The following is an 18,327-nucleotide window of genomic DNA, read 5'->3' as shown; positions in this document are numbered from 1 at the left end:
AATCGGCATATCCGTGGTCGGTTTGTCTTGACTTTCTGTGATCGCAGCGCTTCGTTCGTGGGCAAGAGCCGAAGGAGAGGTAGTTTGCCGATGTCGGAAGCAGGCTTTGCCGGGGACAGTACAGGCGTCGGCGAGAAAGGGCTCGCCACCGGAGCGGTGGGGCTGTTCGGCGCGCTGGTGATCGGTGTCTCATGCGTCGCCCCCGCCTACACGCTCACCGCCGGGCTGGGGCCGATCGTCTCGGTCGCCGGGCTTCAGACCCCCGCAGTGATCCTGATCGGCTTCCTGCCGATGCTGCTCGTGGCGATGGGCTATCGCGAGCTCAATCAGGCGCTGCCCGACAATGGCACCACCTTCACCTGGGTGACCGCGACATTCGGGCCCTGGGTGGGCTGGATGGCAGGTTGGGGACTGGTCGCTTCCACGGTGCTGGTGCTGTCGAACAGTGCGGGCGTGGCGGTCGACTTCTTCTACCTGCTGCTGGCGCAGGCGACCGGCCATGACGAACTGACCCGGCTCGCTGACCACACAAGCGTCAACATCCTCACCTGTCTTGCGTTCATGGGCGTGGCGACGCTGATCTCCTATCGCGGGATGGAGGCGACCAAATTGGCGCAGGTGTTCCTGGTCGGTCTTCAGGTGCTGGCGATGTGCGCTTTCGCCGCCGCCGCATTCGGCAAGGCAAGGGCAGGGCAGGCGTTCGATCACACGCCCGTCACGCTTGCCTGGTTCAACCCGTTCGTCATCCCGAGCAGCGCCGCGCTCGCCGCCGGGCTGTCGCTGTCAATCTTCATCTTCTGGGGCTGGGACGTCACCCTGACCATGAACGAGGAGACCAGGGGCTCGCGCTCCACCCCCGGGCTCGCCGCGGCCGGGACGGTGGGGGTGACCATGCTCCTTTACCTGCTCGCGTCGTGCGCCGCGCTGACCTTTGCCGGGATCGGCACCGGCGCGCTGGGGCTCAACAACCCGGAAACACAGCGCAACGTGTTCCAGTCGCTGGCCGTCCCGGTGTTCGGACGTGCGGCGATACTGGTCTCGGTAGCGGTGCTGTGCAGCTCGGCCGCCGCGCTGCAATCCACCATCGTCAGCCCGTCGCGCACGCTTCTGGCGATGAGCTTCTACGGCGCGATGCCAAGGTCATTCGGGCGGACCAGCGCGCGCTTCCACACGCCTTCGGTGGCGATCGTGGCGTCGACGGTGGTGTCGTCCGCCTTTTACACGGGGATGCGGCTCTATTCCGAGCACGTGCTGTGGGATACGATAACCGCGCTCGGGATCATGATCTGTTTCTACTATGGATTGACCGCGTTTTCCGTCGTCTGGTTCTTCCGCGCGACCTGGTTCGATTCGGTTCGCAACGCGATATACCGGCTGATCTTTCCGCTGCTGGGCGGGCTCTCGCTGGCGGCCCTGTTCGTCAAGACACTGTGCGACAGTCTGAACCCGCACTTCGGCAGCGGCTCGCACGTCGGGTCGATCGGGCTTGTGTTCGTGATCGGCGTCAGCATCTTCGCCGTCGGACTTGGCATCATGGCGCTGATGGCGCTGCTCCGCCCCGAGTTTTTCCGCGCGCCGCTCGCCGGGCTGGACGTGACGGCGCCGCGCAGCATGCGCGACGCCGCCAGTAAGGCGCTCAGCCCGAGGTAGGGATCAGGAACGCCGCGCCGCGGTCTGCCGCGACGCCCGCGGTGGGCCAGCGCTGCGTCACCACCTTGGTGCGGGTGAAGAAGCGGATGCTGTCCATCCCGTACTGATTGTGGTCGCCGAACGCGCTGCGTTTCCACCCGCCGAAGCTGTGGTAGCTCACCGGCACCGGGATCGGCACATTGATGCCGACCATGCCGACTTCAACCGTGTCGACGAACTCGCGCGCGGCGCCGCCGTCGCGGGTGAAGATCGCGACGCCGTTCCCGTATTGATGCGCGGTCGCGAGCGCCACCGCCTCGCCCAACGTCTCGGCGCGCACCATCTGAAGGACCGGCCCGAAGATCTCGTCCTGGTAGCTTCGCATCGCCGGGGTCACCCGGTCGAACAGGCTTGGGCCGATGAAGAAGCCGTTCTCGTGGCCCTGGAGCGTGAAGCCGCGGCCATCGACCACCAGCTCGGCGCCCTCTTCGATGCCCATCTGGATGTAGCTCTCGATCCTGGCGCGGTGCTGCGCCGTGACCACCGGGCCATAGTCCGCATCCTCATCGCCGGGGAGGCCGACGCGCAGCCCGGCGATCCCGCTCACCAGCTTCTCGCGCAGCCGCTCGGCCGTCCGCTCGCCGACCGGGACGACGACGGGCAGTGCCATGCAGCGCTCGCCGGCCGAGCCGAAGGCGGCGCCAAGGATGTCGGACACCGCCTGATCGAGGTCCGCGTCGGGCAGGACGATGCCGTGATTCTTCGCGCCGCCCATCGCCTGCACCCGCTTCCCCAGCGCGGTGCCGCGGGCATAGACCGCTTGCGCGATGTCGGACGAGCCGACGAAGCTGATCGCTTTCACATGCGGATGATCGATCAGCGCCTCCACCGCGACCCGGTCGCCATGCAGCACCTGGAGCACCCCGTCAGGCAGCCCCGCCTCCGCCAGCAGCTCGGCCAGACGGACGGGAACAGAGGGCGCGCGCTCGGACGGCTTGAGAATGAAGGCATTTCCGGTCGCAAGCGCGGGGGCGAGCATCCAGAGCGGGATCATCGCCGGGAAGTTGAAAGGGGTGATCCCTGCGACGACACCCAGTGGCGCGCGCAGTGAGAAGACGTCGATCCCCGGACCGGCGCCGTGCGAATATTGGCCCTTGACCAGGTGCGGCACCCCGCAGGCGAACTCGACCACGTCCAGCCCACGCTGGATGTCGCCCCTCGCATCCGCCACCGTCTTGCCGTGCTCGCTGGAGAGCAGGCGAGCAAGCGCGTCCATTTAGCGCTCGATCAGGTCCTTGAAGCGAAATAGCACACGCGCGCGCCGCTGCGGGTTGAGCGCAGCCCATGCGGGCTGCGCAGCGCGCGCGGCCGCGACGGCGGCGTTCACCTCGTCCGCGTCGGCAAGGCGGACCTGCGCCTGAATGCTGCCGGTGGCCGGGTCGTAGACGTCGGCGAGGCGCGTCGCATCGGCAACGCGGGTCACCCCGTGCGCGAGCACGTGTTCGATCACTTGCATCTGTAGCTCCGTCAAAAGTGCGGCGCGGCGCGCTGCTGGGTCATGGATACGGCGCACGCGCGCCGCGGGAGGTCAGAGGGTCGGCGCGGGTCGCCTCGAAACCGCTCGTTTGAGGACCAGCCCGGCCAGTGCCACCAGCACCGCCAGGGCGCTGGCTCTGAACTGGGTTTCGAGCGCGGGGGTCAGCGCCATGGCGGCGAGCACGCCGACGATCGCGAGGATCGCCGCGATCGCGCCGTACGGGTGCCACCACATGCGAATGGTCAGCCGCTCCGGCGACTCACGCTCGAGCCGCGTGCGGAGCCGCAGCTGGGCGAGCGCAATGAGCAGGTACAGCACCAGCATCACCGCGCCCGAAGCGTTGACCAGAAAGGCGAAGGCGCGGGTCGGCGAGACGATGGAAAGCGTCAGCGCGGCCAGGCTGAACACCGTGCCGAACAGGATCGCGCGGCGGGGAACGCCTGCGCCTTGCGTCAGCGCCAGCCCGCGCGGTGCATCGCCGCGCATCGCCAGCGCATGAAGCACGCGCGAGGTGACGTACAGCCCCGAGTTGAGGCACGACAGCACCGCCACCAGCACCACCGCCTGCATGATCAGCGCGCCGCCGGGCACCCCGATCCGGGCGAGCGCGGTGGCGAACGGGGATTCGCCGGGGATGATATCGGTCCACGGCACCACCGCCACGATCAGCGCGATCGAGACGACGTAGAAAAGCAGGATGCGCGCAGCCACCGTGAGCGTCAGCTTGGCTATCACCTTCGGCCCGGCGCTCGATTCGGCGGCTGCCACAGTGGCGATCTCGGCGCCGACCAGCGCGAAGATCACATTGGTCACCCCCGCGACAACAGATAGCGCGCCGTGCGGCGCGAAGCCGCCGTGCGCGGTCCAGTTGGAAAGGCCGGTGCCGGCGCCCGCCACGCCGGTGATGGCGGCGATCGCCACCAGGATGAAGACAAGGATCGCGGTGATCTTCAGCCCCGACAGCCAGAATTCGAATTCGCCGTACGAGCGCGCGGACAGCAGGTTGACGCCGGTAAGCGCCAGGGTCAGCGCGAACGCCACCGCCCACACCGGGAGGACCGGCCACCAGCCGCAGACAATGGTGGCGCCGGCAATCGCTTCGATCGCGACCACCACGACCCAGAAATACCAGTAGAGCCAGCCGCTGAGAAATCCCGCCCAGTCGCCCAGGCCCAGCCGCGAGAATTCGGGGAAGGACTGCACCCCGGGTACCGCGTTCGCCATCTCGCTGAGCATCCGCATGACCAGCAGCACGATCAGTCCCGCGGCGGCGTAACTTACGATCGCGGCGGGGCCGATCGCCGCGATTGCCGAGCTCGAGCCGACGAACAGCCCCGCGCCGATGATCCCGCCGATCGCGATCATCTCCACGTGACGCGGCTTGAGACTTCGCGCCAGCCCCTGTTCGGGGCCGGTGGCGAGCTCGGCCGGGCCCGCGATCATGCCACGGTGGCCAGGGTGGCCCGGATCTGGTCGAACAGCCGGTCGATCAGCGGCTTGTCGATGATCAGCGGCGGCGACAGCGCGATGATGTCGCCGGTGACACGGATCAGCACGCCCGCGTCGAAGGCACGCTGGAACGTCTCGGTGGCGCGCGCGCCGGGCGCGCCGGGGCGCGGCTCGAGCTCGATCCCCGCGACCAGCCCCAGGTTACGCACGTCGATCACATGCGGCGCGCTGCGCAGCGCGTGCGCGGCCTCTTCCCAATAGCCGGCGAGGTCCGCCGCCCGCGCGAACAGCCCGTCCTCGGCATAGGTGTCGAGCGCGGCGATGCCTGCCGCCGCTGCCAGCGGGTGCCCAGAATAGGTGTAGCCGTGGAAGAATTCGATCCCGGAAGCGGCGGCGTTGACCACGGTGTCGTGCACGTGGCGCGAGGCGGCGACCGCGCCCATCGGCACCGCGCCGTTCGTCAGCCCCTTGGCCATGGTCAGGATGTCTGGCGTCACTCCGAAAAACTCGGCGCCCGTAGCGGTGCCAAGGCGGCCAAAGGCGGTGATCACCTCGTCGAAGATCAGCAGGATGCCGTGCGCCTGCGTGATCGCGCGCAGCCGCTCCAGATAGCCGCGCGGGGGGATCAGCACGCCGGTGGAACCGGCCACCGGCTCGACGATCACGGCCGCAATCGTGTCGGCGCCGTGAAGCGCGATCAACTCCTCCAGTTCGGTGCCGAAGTCGACGTTCGTCTCGGGGATCCCGCGCGAGAAGCGTGGCACGGCATTGTGCGTATGCGACAGATGATCGACACCCCAGACCTGGGTGGCATAGGCGCGGCGGTTGCCGCCGATCCCGCCCACCGACATTCCGCCGAAGTTCGTGCCGTGATAGCCGCGCTGGCGGCCGATCAGCCGCACGCGTCCCCCGTCACCGCGCGCGCGATGGTAGGCGATCGCCATCTTGAGCGCCGTGTCCGCCGATTCCGAACCGCCGCCGGTGAAGAAGATGCGATCCAGCCCCGCGGGCATGATTCCGGCGACCCGCGTCGCCAGCTCGAAGGCGAGCGGGTGGCCGAGCTGGAACGTCGGGGCAAAATCCAGCGTCCCCGCCTGCTCCTGGATCGCGCGGGTGATCCGTGGCGCATTGTGGCCCGCATTGACGCACCACAGCCCGGCGGTGCCATCCAGGATCTCGCGCCCGGCGGGGTCGCGGTATATCATGCCGTCCGCTGAGGCGAGCAGACGCGGATGCGCCTTGAACGCCTTGTTGGCGGTGAACGGCATCCAGAAATGCGAAAGATCGCGCTCGCCATCCGCCAGGTTTTCGGTCATTTTCAGCAAGAGCCTCTCCCCGCGTTGCTGCCCGGTGCATAGGCGTGCGCGGCAATGTCCGAGAAGTGACTGTTGTAGCTGCCGCGGTGTCCGATGGTCACCACCGTGGCGCGGCAGCGAGAGCGAGCGCTAGGCGCCCGGCTGCTCCCAGTTGCGCATCAGGTCCATCCCGTCGTTGATGTCGCCCAGGATCGCCTCGTGAAGCGCTGCTCCGTCCTTGGCGGCGATCGCATCGGTCGCGGCGACGTGGCGGTCGACCAGCTTGGAGGTGCCGTAGCGTCCATACACCACCCTCATGAACGGCCCGAACTGCATCCACAGGCTGTCGACCAGCCGATTGAGAATCTGAGTTGGCGCGGCCGAATAGATCAGTGAATGGAAGCGGTAGTTCGACTCCATGTAGCCGTTGAGGTCACCCTGCTCGAGCGCGCGATCGGTGGCCTCGTCAGCGGCGCGGATCAGCCGCAGCCGGGCGGCGTCGATATGGGGCAGTGCGTCTGTCGCAGCGGTCGGCTCCAGCAGCAGCCGGCAGCGGATGATCTCTTCCAACCGCGCCGGCGACATCCGGGGGACCATGATCGCCCGCTTGGAACGGATTTCCACCGCGCCCTCGGCCGAGATGCGGCTCAGCGCGTCGCGCACCGGCATCTGGCTCACACCCAGCTGCTGCGCCAGCCCGCGCGTTGATATGGCTACGCCGGGCGCGATCTTGCCCGTGATAAGGCGGTGGCGGAGTTCCTCGTAGATTGTCTGACGCAGCGAGCTCACATCCGCGTCGGCAGCGTCGTTCGCGAGCGCCTTGGCATAGCGGGTGGGGGTTGCCTGCGTGGCCATTTGCATCCTGCCTGGAATAAGATGAGGACGCCTTTAGCAAGTGGTGCGCCAGCGCGAAACGCCAAGTCGTGCCCCGGCGCGTCGGGTTGCGCGTCAGGCGCTGCTGCCCAGCAACGGCAGGTTGCGACGCCGCTCGCCCGTGGCGGCGAACAGCGCATTCGCGATCGCCGGACCGATCACCGCGGCGGGCGGCTCGCCCAGCCCGCCGGGGGACAGGTCGCTCGATACGATGTGGGTCTCGATCACCGGCGCATCGTCCATCCTGACGACGCGGTAATCGTGGAAATTGGATTGTTCCACCCGCCCGCCGGCCACGGTGATGCGGCCCCACAAGGTAGCGGCCATCGCGAACAACACCCCGCTTTCCACCTGCGCGCGAATGCCGGCGGGATTGATCGCCTGGCCGCAATCCACCGCCGCCACGACGCGGGTTACGCGCGGGTCGTCGCCGGCCACGGCCGTCACCTCCGCCACCGCCGCGATATAGGTGTCCCACAGGTGCAGCACGGCAATGCCGCGGCCACTGCCCGCCGCCACCGGCGTACCCCAGCCTGCCTTGGCGGCGGCGAGATCCAGCACGCCGAGCGCGCGCGCATCGGCGATCAGCGCGCGACGATAGGCCACCGGATCCTGCCCGGCGGCGTGGGCCAGTTCGTCGATGAAGCTTTCTACCGCGAAGGTGGTGCGCAGCCCGCCAACCCCGCGCCACCAACCGGTCGACAGCCCGCTCTCGACCTGCCTGAACGTGACGCGGCGCTGCGCGACGGGGTAGAGCGGCGCGACGGTGCCGTCGATCGCGTCATCGTCGACCCCTTTGAATTTGTCCGCCAGCAGTCGCGCCATGATCGACGAGCCGGCGATGCGGTGCCGCCAGACGACCGGGCGGCCCGACGCGTCGAGCGCCGCCTCCAGCCGGTCGTGATAGGCGGGACGGTACATGTCGTGCTGGACATCCTCCTCGCGGGACCAGATCAGCTTCACGGGGGCGTCGATCTGCCGGCCGAGCTCGGCGGCGCGCGCGATCATGTCCGTTTCGAGCCGCCGGCCGAAGCCGCCGCCGAGAAGATAGGTGTGAACGGTCACGTTCGCGAGCGGGAATTTCAGCGCGTCCGCTGCCTGCTGGCGCGCAGCAGCGGGAACCTGCGTACCTGTCCACAGAGTCGCATGTCCGTTCTCGACGTGGATCACGCAGGAGAGCGGCTCCATCGCGGCATGCGCGAGGAACGATTGGGTGTAGTCGGCACGAACCACGCGCGCGGCATGTGCGAGCGCCGGCCCGGGGTCACCGCCCCTGGTGCCGGCGTCGGCGCCGTCCTGGGCACACGCCGCCGCCAGCGCCCCCTCGATCGCGACCTGATCGAGCGCGGCGTGAGTGCCCGCGGTCCAGGTCGGCGCGGCTGCCTCCAGGCCCTGCTTGGCCGCCCAATAATTGTCCGCGACTACAAACAGCACGTCGTTGCCGCGCACTATCTGGCGCACGCCCCTCACCGCAAGCGCGGCGCGCTCGTCGCAGCCGGATAAGGTGGCGCCGATCGCGGGCGCCTGCGCCAGCGTTGCGACGCGCATTCCGGGGCGCGCCACGTCGATCCCGTAGGTCGCGGTGCCGCGCGCCTTGGCGGCGGCGTCTAACCGCCGTTGCGATTTGCCGATCACCGTAAAGGCATGGGCAGGCTTTAGCGGCACGTTCTCGGGCAGCGGTCGCCTGGCCGCCAGTGGTGCCAGCTCGGTATATGGCAGCGCGCGGCCGGAGGGCGGGTGATGAACCCCACCATCCTTCGCCACACAGGTGCCGGCCTCCACGCCCCAGTGGTGCGCCGCCGCCTCGATCAGCGCGGCCCGGGCGTTGGCGCCAGCCTGGCGGAGCGGCTTCCAAACTTCACGAACGGACGTCGAGCCGCCGGTGGCAGGATCGAGCGGCTTGAAGCGATCCGCATCGCCATCGGGGAGAATGATGCGAATTGCGGAGGGCGCGATATTCAGCTCCTCGGCCACCAGCATCGCGATAGTGGTGCTGACGCCCTGGCCCATCTCCGTCTTGGGCAGGAGGAGCGAGACGCCCGTAGCGTCGACGCGCAAGAAGGCGTTTGGGGTAAAGACGGCGTCATCGTCACCGCGCATCAGCCCGCACCCGGCGACCGAGGCGCCGATCAGGAGCGCGCCGCCGATCGCGCCGACGCGCAGCACGTCGCGACGGGAGGCAACCGGCGCCTTCATGCTCCGGCACCTGCGGCGCGCTTGATCGCGGCGCGAATGCGCGGATAGGTGCCGCAGCGGCAGATGTTGCCGCGCATCCCCTCGTCAATCGCGGTGTCGCTGGGCGCGGGATTGCCCGCGATCAGCGCCGCCGCCGCCATGATCTGTCCCGGCTGGCAATAGCCGCACTGCACCACGTCGACGTCGGCCCAGGCGTCCAGCAGCCGCTTGCCGAGCGCGGTATCGCGCATCCCCTCGATAGTAGTCACTTTGCGTCCGACCACGCTTGCCGCGGGCACCTGGCACGAGCGCTGGAGCTCGCCGTCCACATGCACCGAACAGGCGCCACAGAGACCCGCGCCGCAGCCGAATTTGGTCCCCGTCTGACCCAGCGTGTCCCTCAGCACCCACAACAGTGGCATCGCCTCGTCGGCGTCGACCTGATGGTTCCGGCCGTTGATGTTGAGCGACAGGGCCATCGGGTACTGTCCTCACTTTACCGTGGCGAGATGCGCGACGATTGCCGCGCGCTGCTTCGCGTCGGGGACCGCAAGGTTCATCCTGGTGCCGGGCACCGCCTTGCCCGGACCCGCGAGGAAGCGGTCCAGCGTCGCCTTGTCCCAGACGAGGCCGGACTTTTTAAGCGCGGCGGAATAGGGATATGCCGTCGACCCCGCCTTGCGCCCCATCACCCCGGCAAGGTTCGGGCCGATCGTCGGCCTGGCGCCGGCCTTGGCGACGTGGCACACCTGGCACCGCTGTTTGAACAGGTCGGCTCCGCTCTGCGCGATTGCCGGGCTGGCGGCGGCGAGCAGGGTGGGGGCGAGCAGGGCGGCGGCGTAAAGCGAACGGATCACAGGATACCTCATGCAGTTGCGGCGGCGCCATCGGGCGCGTGCCAGAGTTGGTTGACGGCGCGCCAGGCCTCGTCGATCGCGACGTTGGTGTAAGCATTCCAGCCGGCGTCTGAATTGGCGATGGCGACGCGCCCGACCGGGCGGCGCGCGGTATTCATGCGCACCTCCTGCTCGGCGGGATCGTCGTTAAGGCTGTCGGGGGTATAGGAATAGCCGTGGGGCCAGCGGTTCACCGTGACCGCGGCGACGTCCCGGTTGAAGTCGAACCCGCCGGGGCCCAGAATGCGCGTCATCTCGTCACGAAGCGCCTGCTCGTAATCGGCGAAGTGCATTTCATAGACCTTCTGGCGCGACAGGCGGAACTGGGTGCGCATGTCCATCCCCGCATCCTCGATCAGCGGCACCATCAGGTGATGGGACACGATCGGATCATCGGGTGTGCGCGCGAAATGATAGTCGCCCCGGCTGACCGGAAAGTCCAGCGACATGGAGGCGATCTTGCCGGCCGGGTTGGCGATCGATGAGGCGCCGAGCTTCTTCCACGCGTGCCAGTTGCGCTGGGCGACGTTGATATAGACCAGCGGCGCCTTGACGTTCATCGCCAGCGCGGCTCGCTGCGCCTCCGGCACGTCGTCCAGGATGTACGGGATCATCATGTTGTAGCAGGCGAGAACGCACGCCTTTGCCTCCACGCGCGCGAGCTTCCCCGCCCGCATATAGCCCACGTCCACCCGGCCGGCGCGGTTGCGCACGCGCACCGCCGTGCTCGACAGGCGGATGCGCACCGGATTGGCGGGGCGGTCGAGCGCGAGATAGTCGAACGGCGCGGTGACGATGTCGGTCATGGTGGTGCCCGGCGCAATCCCGGGGATCAGTCGCCGTACCAGCATCCGCGCGATCGAGGCGTTACCGTCGGGGAAATGGTAGATGTAGGGCTCTTCGTTCGTTTCATGCGCATCGAGCTTCAGGCCCTGACCGCCGGGCAGCCCGGTGTTGAATGCGCTGGCGGCGGATACGCCCTCCAGGCTGGAGACCCAGATGCCGAGCAGACGCTGGCGATAGACACTCAGCACCAGATCGTCGGCATCCCAATAACGGCGCAGGAAATCGGCGTAGCTGGTGCTGCGGATGATCCGCCGCTTTTCCGCGTCGGATTTTCCGGCCAGAGGGTCGCGGCCGCTGGTCTCGATCGCGATGACCCGGGCCTTGCTCTCGGGCGGCAACGGATAGTGATCCAGAACCGGGCGCAACGCCTCCGGCTGCGCGGCCGCCATTTCCGGGTCGCCGGCGCCGTATGCCTCGGGCGGTGGGCCCAGCACCAGACGGTCTTCGCCATAGCGCTCACGTGCGAAGAAGGTGGCGGTGCGCAGGCCCGCATTTCGGTAGAATTTGCGGTCGAACGCGGTGTCGAACCGCGTGATGTCCACCCCAAGCTCGCGCAGCAGTCCGGCCGCGACCGGGCTATACGTGCTGCGCGGCGACTCGATCGACTGGGTTCCGCCGTAACCGAGCAACTTCCGGCCATCGACGTCGAACTCGTTGCGCTTGGCATGCCCGCCGAAATCGTCATTGGTGTCGAGCACCAGGATGCGGTCGTTCGGGCGCGCGCGGTGGTGAAAGAAGGCGGCGGCGAGCCCGCTGATACCCGCGCCGACCACAACGAGGTCATAGCGCTCGGAAACCGGCATGGGATCGAGCTCGAAACGTTCGCCGTCGCGGACCCGGTGCGCGGTTTCGAACGATCCGGGATGGCTGCCGCGCAGCCCGGTCTTCGCAGGCGGGTAAGGGGCGGCGGCCGACGATGCGGAATGCCGTGTGCAGCCCGTTGCCGCGCCGGTGATCGCAATGGCGACCCCGTTCAGGAAATCGCGGCGAACAATTCCGTCACTCATCTTGTCCAGCCCTCTCGCACGTTTGCTACATCTGTGATCACATAAATGCAACGCGGCGATGCGCCAAACCGTGGCACCAGCGACATCGGCGTCCCGCTCAACGCCGCGACCGGCCTGTGCTGCCTGGTTCGGTCGACCGGTGAGGAATGCCGATGCGGCTGCGGGCCCCGATCTGCCCGGCGGAGTGGCCCGAAAGCCAGGAGATTGTACGCATCAGCCGGACATTGGGGAAAGTCGGCCCGGCTTGTCCGCGCGGGATCGCCGCTCGGACGAGTGGATCGCCGCCGGCTTATACGGCGCTCCGGCGCGCACGGATGCGGGGGTAGAGTTCGGGCGCCTCTCACTCACCGATCCCAATAGAGCCGCATCGGCGTGTCCACCAGCATCCGCCGCTGCGCCTCCGCCGTCGGCGCGATGCGCGGAATCATGTCGACCAGCGCGCCATCGTCGGGGATCGCATCCTGCATGTTCGGGTGCGGCCAGTCGGTGCCCCACAGGCAGCGGTCGGGATAGTCGGCGACGAGCGGGGCGACCGCTGCGGCGAAATCGTGCCACGGCGCGCCGCCCGCATCCAGCCGGTCAGGACACGTCGCCTTGAACAACAGGTCTGCGCGCGATTCCAGCAGGGTGCGGAAGGCGCGCAGGTCCGCGCCGTCCGGCCCCTGCGCGACGTCGGGGCGTCCCATGTGGTCGATCACGACCGGAACCGGGATCGCGGCGAGAAACGATCGCAGCTCGTCGAGTATGTCGGCCTCGAAATAGACGACGACGTGCCAGCCTTTGGGCAGCCGTGCGGCGAGGTCGAGGAATGCGTCCTTCGGCGCATCATCGACAAGCCGTTTCAGGAAATTGAAGCGGATGCCACGGATGCCCCGGTCGTGCAGCGCGTCCAGATCGCGCGCCGCGATCGCCGGGTCGACCACTGCCACGCCGCGCGCCCGGCCGTCGCTGCGGGCGATGGCGTCGAGCGTTGCGGCGTTGTCGGTGCCGTGGCAGCTCGCCTGCACGATGACGTTGCGCTCGAACCCCAACCGGTCGCGCAGCGCGAACAGCGCGTCCGGGCCGGCGTCCTGCGGCAGATACTTGGCCTTCGCGCTGAAGGGGAAGCGGTCGGCGGGACCGAAGACGTGGCAATGCGCGTCGACCGCGCCGGGGGGCGGGATGTAGCTTGGCCGGGACGGGGCGAGCGTCCAGCTGCGGATGCGTCCGTGCGCGTCGGTGCTCATGCGAAGACCCTTCCGTCCATCAGCTTGCGCGCGGTGCGCAGCATCCCCGCCTCGACCGGCGCGCCGGCATCGTCGACGGTTACGACACATTCGGTGACGCCCGTCGGATGTTCGACGCCCAGCGTCTTGCTGCGCCCCTCCGCGATGGTCGCCAGCGCGGCGGCAGGCGTGCCGTCGATCAGGCAGGCCGTGGCGACGCTGACCGCGCCGAGCACCCCGATCGAGGCATGGACGCGATGCGGGATCAGCGATCTTACCGCGATCGCGCCGCCATCGCGCGGGGTGGATACCAGCATCATCTTGGGTACCGACTTCTCGCGCACGTCGCCCAGGTTCATCATCGGTCCGGCCTGCAACCGGATCGCCTCCACCCGTGCCTTCATCGCATCGTTGGCGTCGAGCGTCTCGCGATCCTCGTGGCCCTCTATGCCGACGTCGGCGGCAGCGATGACGACGCAGGGCATGCCGTTGTCGATGAGGGTGCAGGCGACACCGTCGATCGTGTCGACCGCGTGGCCCGTCGGCAGCAATGCGCCGCACGACGACCCCGCCGTGTCGCGGAACGCGAGCGGGACGGCGGCTGCGGTGCCCGGCACGCCGCTGATCGCCGCATCGCCGGCATAGGTCACCGCGCCGCCGGGCGTGGCAACGGTCGCGACCGCCACCTGGCGCGTGTTCTCCATGAAGATCGCGACGCGGGTGACGTCGCCCGTCGCCGCGATCAGCCCGCGTTCGATCGCGAAGGGGCCGACCCCGGCCAGCATGTTGCCGCAGTTCTGGCCGTCGGTGACGATCGCCTGATCGACGAAGACCTGGAGGAACAAATAGTCGACATCGACGCCTGTGCGATCCGAAGCGCGGACCACCGCGACCTTCGACGTCAGCGGATCGGCGCCGCCCATCCCGTCGATCTGGCGGGGATCGGGGGAGCCCATGATCCTGAGCAGGAACGTATCGCGCGCCGCGGGATCGGCGGGCAAATCGTCGGCCAGGAAGAACGCGCCCTTCGATGTGCCGCCGCGCATCCACATGCAGGCCGTGCCGTCATTCATAGCGCAGGCCCATCGCCGCCAGCTTGCCCCGCATGTCATAGATATCGAGGCCGAGTTCGCCCGCCGCGAGCCGCCCGCGCTTCGACTGTTCGGCCGCTTCGCGGGCGCGGGACTTTTCGGCGACGGCCGCGGCGTCGCTGCGCCTGACGACGCAGACGCCGTCGTCGTCGGCGACGATCACGTCGCCCGGGTCGATCGCGGCGCCGGCGCAGACGACGGGTACGTTGACGCTGCCGATCGTGTTCTTGACCGTGCCTTGCGCGAACACCGCCTTCGACCAGACGGGAAAGCCCATCTCGGTCAGGTCGCGGACGTCGCGCACGCCGGCATCGATGACGAGGCCGCGACAGCCGCGCGCCATCGCCGATGTCGCCAGCAGGTCGCCGAAATAGCCATCCTCGCACGGGGAAGTGGGAGCAAGGACGAGGATGTCGCCGTCGCGCAGCTGCTCGATCGCGACATGGACCATCCAGTTGTCGCCCGGCGGCGCGGAGATGGTGACCGCCGATCCCGCGATCCGCGCGCCCGGATAGATCGGGCGCATCCGGCTGGCGAGCAGGCCGATCCGCCCCTGCGCCTCGTGCACCGTGGCGACGCCGGCTCCGGCGAGGATATCGATCACCGCAGCATCCGCCCGTTCGATGTTGCGCACGACCCGACCCGACATGTTCGCTCTCCTTCGCGCTCCGCGATGGCAGGCGGCGGCCGGCGCGGGCAATGTCGAAAAGATGACATGCCATAAGTTTTTGCTATAGGAGAATGGATGACGGACCCGTTCGACCTCAACCTGCGCCATCTGCGCGCGATACCGCTGATCGCCGAGCGGGGCAGCATGAGTGCGGCGGCGGAAGGGGTGAGCCTGTCGCAGCCGGCACTGACGCAGGGGCTCGCGAAGGTGGAGCGCCAGCTGGGTGTCGCGCTGTTTGAACGGCACCCGGACGGGATGACGACGACCGAGGAGGGGCGTGTGTTCGTCGCTCGGATCGATGCCGCCTTCGCCCAGCTGGCGCAGGCGACGCGCGGCGGCGGACGGGGCGGTCGCGGCTTCGCCCGACCGGAACGGCTGATGACGGCGACGCAATTGCGCGCCTTCCTGACGCTCGCCGACGCGGGCAGCTTCGTTGAAGGTGCGCGCGCGACCGGCTGGTCGCAGCCGGCACTGCACCGTGCGGTAAGGGAACTGGAGCAACTGGTGGCGGTGCCGCTGCTCGAAAGGCGCGGACGCGGCGTCGCGCTGACGGCACAGGGGCGGCGGCTGGCGCGGGGTGTACGGCTCGCCGCGGCGGAGGTCGCGGCCGCCATCGCCGAAACCGGCACGGGTGCGGGAGACGGAACGCCGCTGGTGATCGGTGCGATGCCGCTATCGCGCGCGCGCGTGCTGCCCAACGCCATCGCCGCGCTGATCGATGCCGCGCCCAGGGCGACGGTGAAGGTCGTCGAGGGATCGTGGCGCGAACTGGTCGAGCCGCTGCGCGATGGCGTCATCGACCTGATGATCGGCGCGGTGCGCGAGGATACGCCCGCGGGGCTGAAGCAGGTGGCGCTGTTCGAGGATCGGCTGGCGGTGATCGCGCGGCGGGAGCATCCGCTGGCCGCGGCGCCGGATCCGACGCCCGCGATGCTCGCGGCCTATCCGTGGATCGTCGGATCGCGACAGACGCCGCTGCGCGCGCAGTGGCAGGCGTTGTTTCCCGAGGCCGCGCCGGCGGCGCCGATCGAATGCGGATCGGTGATGACCATCCGCGGCATATTGTTGCACAGCGACTGCCTGACGCTGCTGTCACCGGATCAGGTCGCCCTGGAGATCCAGGCGGGGCTGCTGACGGTGATCGGACGTCCGCGCGCGGACATGGTGCGCACGATCGGCATTACCACGCGTGACCCGTGGCGTCCGACCGCGCTGCAATCCCGGTTCCTGGAGCTGCTGGGATCGGCATAATTCCAGAAAAGTGATGGCTGGTCGCCGCTTCCGATTGGCGTCGCCCGGCCCGGTCGGACGATGACGCCGGTATGGAGAGGCGACTGGCCCTTATCGGTTTCGGCGAAGCGGCGCGCGCGTTCGTGCCCGGCCTGAATGCGGCGCTGTCGGCCTATGACCTGCGCCTCGACGATGCCGGCATGCGCGATGCGATGGCGGTCGATGGCGTCGCCGCCTGCGAAACCCCGGCCGAGGCGCTCGCCGGGGCCGGCGCCGTGCTGTCGCTCGTCACCGCGGATCAGGCGTTGGCCGCCGCCGAGGCTGCGGACGGGCTGGAGCCGGGGGCCTTCTGGTTCGACATGAACAGCGTGGCGCCCGACACCAAGCGGGCCGCCGCCGCCGCCATCGAGCGTCGGGCCGGTCGCTACGTCGATGTCGCGGTGATGGCGCCGGTCATTCCGAAGCGCTGCGCGGTGCCGCTGCTGCTCGGCGGGCCTGACGCTGCGGACGGCGCGGCGATGCTGCGCGCGCTCGGCTTTTCGACCGTGGCGCTCGTCGATGGCCCGGTCGGGTCGGCGTCGGCGATCAAGATGATCCGTTCGGTAATGGTGAAGGGTATCGAGGCGCTCTCCGCCGAATGCGCGCTGGCGGCCGATGCCGCCGGGGTGCTGGACGCGTTGATCGCGTCGCTCGAGGCCAGCTGGCCGGGTGCCGGCTGGCCCGAGCGGTTCGATTACAACCTGGAGCGCATGATGGCGCACGGCACCCGCCGCGCGGCCGAGATGGAGGAAGTCACGCGGACACTCGACGCGCTCGGCACGGACGCATCGATGAGCCGCGCGACCGCCGCGCGCCAGCGGGCGATCGGCGATCGGCGCCTGGCCGCGCCGCATGGATTGACCGCGAAGCTGAAGGTGCTGACTGCATGACGCTCGTCATCGATTGCCACGGCCATTACACGACCGCGCCGGCCGCGCACAACGAGTGGCGCGAAGCACAGAAGGCGGCGTTCAAGGCGGGCGGCACCGCGCCCGCCTATCCGTCGATCGGCGAGGACGAGATCCGCGAGACGCTGGAGGCGAACCAGCTGCGCCTGTTGCGCGAACGCGGCGCCGACATGACGATCTTCTCGCCCCGCGCCTCGGCCATGGCGCCGCATGTCGGAGACGAGGGGGTGGCGATCGCGTGGGCGAGGGCCAACAACAACCTGATCGCGCGCTGCGTCGGCCTGTATCCCGAAACCTTCGCCGGCGTGTGCATGTTGCCGCAGTCGCCGAGGGCCGACATGGCCGGGTCGATAACGGAACTGCGGCGATGCGTCGAGGAATTGGGCTTCATCGGCTGCAACCTGAACCCCGATCCGGGCGGCGGCAGGTTCGAGCATCCGCCGCTGACCGACCGGTACTGGTATCCCTTCTACGAGGCGATGGTCGAGCTGGACGTGCCGGCGATGATCCACGTCTCGGGCAGCTGCAACCCGGCGATGCACGCGACCGGCGCCTATTACATCGCGGCGGACACGATCGCGTTCATGCAGCTGATCGAGGGTGATCTGTTTGCCGATTTCCCGGGCCTGCGCTTCATCATTCCGCACGGCGGCGGGTCGGTCCCCTATCACTGGGGGCGCTATCGCGGTCTTGCCGACATGCTGAAGAAGCCGGCGCTTGACGGGCATGTCATGAACAATGTGTTCTTCGACACCTGCGTCTATCATCAGCCGGGCATCGACCTGCTTGCCGACGTCATCGATACCAAGAACATCCTGTTCGGCAGCGAGATGGTGGGTGCCGTGCGCGGCATCGATCCACAGACCGGATGCTATTTCGACGATACCAAGCGCTATGTCGATGCGCTGCCGATCACCGCGGATCAGCGCCATGCGATCTACGAGGGCAATGCGCGGCGGGTTTTCCCGCGGCTGGATGCGAAACTGAAGGAGAGGGGGCTGTGACCAGTCCGAACGACACAAGGGTCGGCGATATCCACGAGTATCTCGCCGAGTTCGAGGACATTCCGGGCACCCGCGTCTTCACCGCGAAGCGCGCACGGGCGGGCTATCACATGAATCAGTTCGCCATGAGCCTGATGAAGGCGGAGAACCGCGAGCGGTTCAAGGCGGACGAGCGCGCCTACATGGACGAATGGCCGCTGTCCGACGAGCAGAAGCAGGCGCTGCTTGACCGCGACTACAACCGCTGCCTCGATCTGGGCGGCAACGTCTATTTCCTCGCCAAGCTGTTCTCGACCGACGGCATCCCGTTCGCGCAGGCGGTATCGACGATGACCGACATGAATTTCGAGGACTATACCAGGATGATGGTCGCGGGCGGGCGCAGCCCTGAGGGCGCGCGCAGCCTGAAGGCGAATGCGGCGGCGCTGGAGGCGGCCGACGCCGAGCGCGATGCGGCCAGGGAGGGTTGCTGA

The 18,327-nt window shown here is 68.5% G+C and carries 15 protein-coding genes and 1 pseudogene; 5 read left to right on the top strand and 11 right to left on the bottom strand.

Features of this window, described 5'->3' with window-relative positions; translation table 11 throughout:
- Nucleotides 1–90 precede the first annotated feature (90 nt).
- On the top strand, nt 91–1,650 hold the full coding sequence (locus tag FFS35_RS04580) for an APC family permease (protein ID WP_137785971.1): 1,560 nt from the start codon (nt 91–93) through the stop codon (nt 1,648–1,650).
- On the opposite strand, the pseudogene FFS35_RS04575 reads toward FFS35_RS04580, so the two are convergent.
- The 11 genes and pseudogenes from FFS35_RS04575 to FFS35_RS04525 all read right to left on the bottom strand — a co-directional run bounded on the left by FFS35_RS04575 (nt 1,637) and on the right by FFS35_RS04525 (nt 14,652).
- Nucleotides 1,637–3,145 (bottom strand): annotated as a pseudogene (locus tag FFS35_RS04575) (CoA-acylating methylmalonate-semialdehyde dehydrogenase). The gene FFS35_RS04580 and the pseudogene FFS35_RS04575 sit on opposite strands and share 14 nt — an antisense overlap.
- A 72-nt stretch (nt 3,146–3,217) precedes the next feature.
- Nucleotides 3,218–4,609 carry an amino acid permease gene (locus FFS35_RS04570; RefSeq protein WP_137785914.1) on the bottom strand — a complete coding sequence of 464 codons (1,392 nt, stop codon included), beginning with the start codon at nt 4,607–4,609 and terminating at the stop codon, nt 3,218–3,220.
- Entirely contained in the window at nt 4,606–5,931 is a 1,326-nt protein-coding gene (locus FFS35_RS04565) for an aspartate aminotransferase family protein (protein WP_137785913.1), read from the bottom strand. The genes FFS35_RS04570 and FFS35_RS04565 overlap by 4 nt, the downstream gene beginning before the upstream one ends.
- A gap of 129 nt (nt 5,932–6,060) precedes the next feature.
- Entirely contained in the window at nt 6,061–6,765 is a 705-nt protein-coding gene (locus FFS35_RS04560) for a GntR family transcriptional regulator (protein WP_137785912.1), read from the bottom strand.
- Between the two features lie 93 nt (nt 6,766–6,858).
- Nucleotides 6,859–8,979 carry a molybdopterin cofactor-binding domain-containing protein gene (locus tag FFS35_RS04555; RefSeq protein ID WP_137785911.1) on the bottom strand — a complete coding sequence of 707 codons (2,121 nt, stop codon included), beginning with the start codon at nt 8,977–8,979 and terminating at the stop codon, nt 6,859–6,861.
- Complete coding sequence (locus FFS35_RS04550; RefSeq protein WP_137785910.1) at nt 8,976–9,437, bottom strand: (2Fe-2S)-binding protein; 462 nt, start codon at nt 9,435–9,437, stop codon at nt 8,976–8,978. Before FFS35_RS04550 ends, FFS35_RS04555 begins: the two co-directional genes overlap by 4 nt.
- 12 nt (nt 9,438–9,449) lie before the next feature.
- Entirely contained in the window at nt 9,450–9,815 is a 366-nt protein-coding gene (locus tag FFS35_RS04545; RefSeq protein ID WP_249341451.1) for a c-type cytochrome, read from the bottom strand.
- An 8-nt stretch (nt 9,816–9,823) separates the two neighbouring features.
- Nucleotides 9,824–11,707 (bottom strand): NAD(P)/FAD-dependent oxidoreductase, encoded by a 1,884-nt coding sequence (locus FFS35_RS04540; RefSeq protein WP_137785908.1) that lies wholly within the window; start codon nt 11,705–11,707, stop codon nt 9,824–9,826.
- A 344-nt stretch (nt 11,708–12,051) separates the two neighbouring features.
- Nucleotides 12,052–12,933: an amidohydrolase family protein gene (locus tag FFS35_RS04535; protein WP_137785907.1), complete on the bottom strand. Its 882-nt coding sequence runs from the start codon at nt 12,931–12,933 to the stop codon at nt 12,052–12,054.
- Nucleotides 12,930–13,985 (bottom strand): 4-oxalomesaconate tautomerase, encoded by a 1,056-nt coding sequence (locus FFS35_RS04530; protein ID WP_137785906.1) that lies wholly within the window; start codon nt 13,983–13,985, stop codon nt 12,930–12,932. The genes FFS35_RS04535 and FFS35_RS04530 overlap by 4 nt, the downstream gene beginning before the upstream one ends.
- Nucleotides 13,978–14,652 carry a 4-carboxy-4-hydroxy-2-oxoadipate aldolase/oxaloacetate decarboxylase gene (locus FFS35_RS04525; RefSeq protein ID WP_137785905.1) on the bottom strand — a complete coding sequence of 225 codons (675 nt, stop codon included), beginning with the start codon at nt 14,650–14,652 and terminating at the stop codon, nt 13,978–13,980. The genes FFS35_RS04530 and FFS35_RS04525 overlap by 8 nt, the downstream gene beginning before the upstream one ends.
- A gap of 96 nt (nt 14,653–14,748) precedes the next feature.
- Here FFS35_RS04525 and FFS35_RS04520 point away from each other — a divergent pair, with 96 nt between their 5' ends.
- The 4 genes from FFS35_RS04520 to ligA all read left to right on the top strand — a co-directional run bounded on the left by FFS35_RS04520 (nt 14,749) and on the right by ligA (nt 18,327).
- Entirely contained in the window at nt 14,749–15,924 is a 1,176-nt protein-coding gene (locus FFS35_RS04520; RefSeq protein WP_137785904.1) for a LysR family transcriptional regulator, read from the top strand.
- Between the two features lie 71 nt (nt 15,925–15,995).
- Nucleotides 15,996–16,832 carry an NAD(P)-dependent oxidoreductase gene (locus tag FFS35_RS04515; RefSeq protein ID WP_137785903.1) on the top strand — a complete coding sequence of 279 codons (837 nt, stop codon included), beginning with the start codon at nt 15,996–15,998 and terminating at the stop codon, nt 16,830–16,832.
- Entirely contained in the window at nt 16,829–17,854 is a 1,026-nt protein-coding gene (locus FFS35_RS04510; RefSeq protein ID WP_137785902.1) for an amidohydrolase family protein, read from the top strand. The genes FFS35_RS04515 and FFS35_RS04510 overlap by 4 nt, the downstream gene beginning before the upstream one ends.
- Nucleotides 17,851–18,327 carry a protocatechuate 4,5-dioxygenase subunit alpha gene (ligA, locus tag FFS35_RS04505; RefSeq protein ID WP_137785901.1) on the top strand — a complete coding sequence of 159 codons (477 nt, stop codon included), beginning with the start codon at nt 17,851–17,853 and terminating at the stop codon, nt 18,325–18,327. Before FFS35_RS04510 ends, ligA begins: the two co-directional genes overlap by 4 nt.

This window comes from Sphingomonas sp. 3P27F8 (assembly GCF_005502745.1).
Taxonomy (GTDB): Bacteria; Pseudomonadota; Alphaproteobacteria; order Sphingomonadales; family Sphingomonadaceae; genus Sphingomonas.
The sequence above is the reverse complement of the archived record's forward strand: the minus strand, read 5'-3'. Positions and strand labels throughout refer to the sequence as shown.